This is a genomic window from Chamaesiphon sp. OTE_8_metabat_110 (assembly GCF_031382685.1).
In the GTDB taxonomy this organism is placed as follows: domain Bacteria; phylum Cyanobacteriota; class Cyanobacteriia; order Cyanobacteriales; family Chamaesiphonaceae; genus Chamaesiphon.
The window spans coordinates 1-3,350 of the sequence record NZ_JANMZA010000426.1; the positions used below are offsets into that span (position 1 = coordinate 1).

Genomic DNA, 3,350 nt, shown 5'->3' on the forward strand with positions numbered 1-3,350 from the left:
ACTTCGGAAGCGATTCGCGATTGGGTGACGAATGTTGAGACAACCTACTATATTTTAGGCTCTGCGGCTGGCCCTCATCCCTATCCGACGATCGTCCGCAATTTTCAAGCAATTATCGGCAAAGAAACTCGCGCACAGTGTCTCGAAAAATGGGGCGGATTACCAGATATTCTGCTGGCTTGTATCGGTGGTGGCTCGAATGCCGTGGGATTATTCCACGAATTTTTGACCGAACCAAGTGTGCGCTTAATTGGCGTGGAAGCCGCTGGTAAAGGACTCGATACAGACCAACATGCGGCGACGCTTACCTTTGGCAAAATCGGCGTATTGCATGGCGCGATGAGTTACGTGCTGCAAGATGACGAAGGGCAAATTATTGAAGCTCATTCAATTAGTGCTGGTTTAGATTATCCAGGTGTCGGCCCCGAACACAGTTATTTAAAGGATCTAGGGCGGGCTGAATACTATAGCGTGACTGATGGGGAAGCTCTAGCGGCATTTCAACAACTTTCACAGTTAGAAGGCATTATTCCGGCTTTAGAAACGTCTCATGCGATCGCGTATTTAGAAACTCTTTGTCCTCAATTATCAGGAAGTCCCAAAATTGTAATTAACTGTTCGGGACGCGGGGATAAGGATGTCCAAACGGCGATCGATAGTATTCAATTTTAGGCGTTGCTGAATTGGTGTATAAAGCATAGATTTTGCCCTCACCCCCAACCCCTCTCCCAAGCTTGGGAGAGGGGAGCAAGAGCCGCAGGATCTGGCGGGGTGAGGGCGAAAGGGCTTGGCTAGCAAAAGAATTCTTTGTAGATCGGATTTGGTATTAGGGAAACTTTTAGAGCAAAACAGTATTAAAAATGATTGTGCTTTTACTTTAGCAGGAGGTCTTATGAATACTAACAAGATTCTCGATGATTGTCGAATTGCAAATCAGCAACCCAAAAAAATAACTATTCTTGGTGCTGGAATTGCAGGTTTGGTCGCAGCTTACGAACTCGAAAAATTGGGTCATCAGGTCGAATTGCTCGAAGGTAGTTCCCGCATTGGCGGTCGGGTGTGGACGCACCGCTTTGGGTCTGGAGCTGATGCTCCGTACGGGGAACTCGGTGCGATGCGGATTCACAAGGATCACCAACATACGCTGCATTATGTCCGCGAGTTGGGATTGGCAGATAAGCTGTGTAAGTTTATTACCGTATTCGAGGAGCACAATGCTCTGATGAATATTCAGGGTAAGATTTTTCGGATTAAAGATGCTTCTAAAAGTTTCGAGCAATACTATCAAGGCATATTTTTAGCAACACAGTATCGCGAAAAAACTCGGCACTTTGCGGCTTGGCTAAAAACTATTATCGATGCGATCGCCCCTAGCGATTTGCGGGATAGTTTCGATCGAGATTTAGAATCGCATCTAATTGCGGAGCTAGATAGATTGGATCTCGAACCATATTTCAGCGAGGACGGGGATACTGTAAACTTTCACAAGTTTATTAAAGATAATCCCAGTTTTCGCGCTCATTGTAGCAAAGCTCTCAGTATATTTCTCGGCGATATCTTGGTCGAGACTAGCGACGATTTATTGCAATTAGAAGGGGGGATGGATCGGCTGATCGAGCGGCTAGTAACAGCAATTAAAACTCCAATTAAATGCGATCGAGCAGTAGTAGCCATAAATGCCCAGGCAGATGCGGTCGAAGTTTCTTGGTTAGAAAACGGGGAATTACAAACTCACGATTGTGACTATGTATTGTGTACTATTCCCTTTTCCATTCTCAAAAACCTGGAGCTAACTGGCTTCGACGAGCGGAAATTAGCATCGATCGAGAATACTGTTTACTGTCCGGCAACTAAGACGATCTTGCACTGTTCCGAAGCATTTTGGGAGCAAGAAGGGATCGGTGGTGGTGCATCGCTGGGCGGTGAAGGTATCCATCAGATCTATTATCCATCGATCGAGTCCAACCCCGATCGCGGCAGCGTACTCCTAGCTAGTTACACCATCGGGAAGGATACAGAACACTTAGATGTCATGTCAGATCCCCAACGCTGTTTTTATGTGCGGGATCATGTCAGTCAGATGCACCCAGCAATAAATACTCCTGGGGTCATCGTCGATGCCGCAACCGTGGCTTGGGGCAATTATCAGTGGAGCAATGGGGGCTGTACGATTCCTTGGGGTGGCGATTTATCTGATGAATTCAATCATGCGCTCAAGTATTTAGAAGCTGCTAGACCGTTAAATCGCCTCTTCTTTGCTGGCGAACACTGTTCTAGATTTCCGGCATGGTTGCAAGGATCGATCGAGTCGTCACTGGAAGCGATCCATCAGATTGTCTCGCATCAACCGATCGAACGGCATGAAAGTGCGATCGACACTTGTAAGACTTAGAACGAAGTAGTGTTATCCCGCAGACCCTCGCCCTCACCCCCAACCCCTCTCCCAAGCTTGGGAGAGGGGAGCAAGAAGCCCAGGATCTTGCGGGGTGAGGGCTGCCGAGGTTTCCGATCGAAAAAGAAGGGTTTGTGAATCGGATTTGGTATCAGTCGATCTTTAAGGACGTTTTTACAATCACTCGGTGATATGAGTATATTAAATTTTCCGCGTCTGCACTTTCAAGGGTTTGCTCGCATTCATGCCCCAACCGGACATCAAAACGGGATGGTCGATTTGAGTACCAATACCGCTTACATGAAGGGACAGCCCTTCGATCTAAGCCGCCCGCTCTCTGAGTATCACGAATACCTCCAATCCACTGGAGCGCGGTATAACGATCGCGGGGAGTGGGATGAAGCAGGTGCTTTTAGTACGGCAAAAGGTTGGGATTTTGGTGGCAACGGTCATTTTGCGATCGAGGCTAAAATTGTCAGTGCCCAACGGGAAGCAGGACAGGTCGATTTAGATGACGTTGTCGTGGGGCGCAGTGTCGATCTGTGGGGACACCATAACGAATATTTGGGGACTACTTTTAATCGGACGCGGATTTTTGATGTCGATCCGGCTTCTAACTGGACGACAACCGTGATGCTCGGTCAACTGACCTTTGGCAGAGAAGGGACTTCTCAGGAAGTGCCGAATTTGTTGTCGGCTCCGGTGGCAGGGCTGCAACCTGCGCGGTGGCAAAATTTTAACTATATTCAACACTTACCCGAACACTGCCTGAATCGTGAATTTCAGCGATCGAGTGTCCATCAGTTTACTGTTGATAAAGCGTCACCAGATTTTTTCTGGGGGTATGAAGGTGCTGATTCGCCGACAGTCGTGCTGTTGCGTCAGGCAATGGATCGAGAGGATGTATTGGGGCTGGTGGTGCAATTTAGCTTGAGCAATATGTCCGCTCCGCTCCAAC

At 47.9% G+C, this 3,350-nt stretch carries 2 protein-coding genes and 1 pseudogene; all 3 read left to right on the plus strand.

The genetic code is table 11. The features are described from left to right. The coding region (locus tag RMO52_RS15675) for a pyridoxal-phosphate dependent enzyme (RefSeq protein ID WP_310415937.1) at positions 1–672 on the plus strand (672 nt) is incomplete at its 5' end. A 220-nt stretch (positions 673–892) separates the two neighbouring features. Then, on the plus strand, positions 893–2,392 hold the full coding sequence (locus RMO52_RS15680) for an NAD(P)/FAD-dependent oxidoreductase (protein ID WP_310415940.1): 1,500 nt from the start codon (positions 893–895) through the stop codon (positions 2,390–2,392). A gap of 192 nt (positions 2,393–2,584) precedes the next feature. Continuing rightward, positions 2,585–3,350, plus strand: a pseudogene (locus RMO52_RS15685) (isovaleryl-CoA dehydrogenase); the annotation flags it as partial.

Coding starts and splice junctions, on each gene's coding strand:
- RMO52_RS15680 (WP_310415940.1), top strand. CDS start 893: ATGAATACTAACAAGATTCTCGATGATTGTCGAATTGCAAATCAGCAA.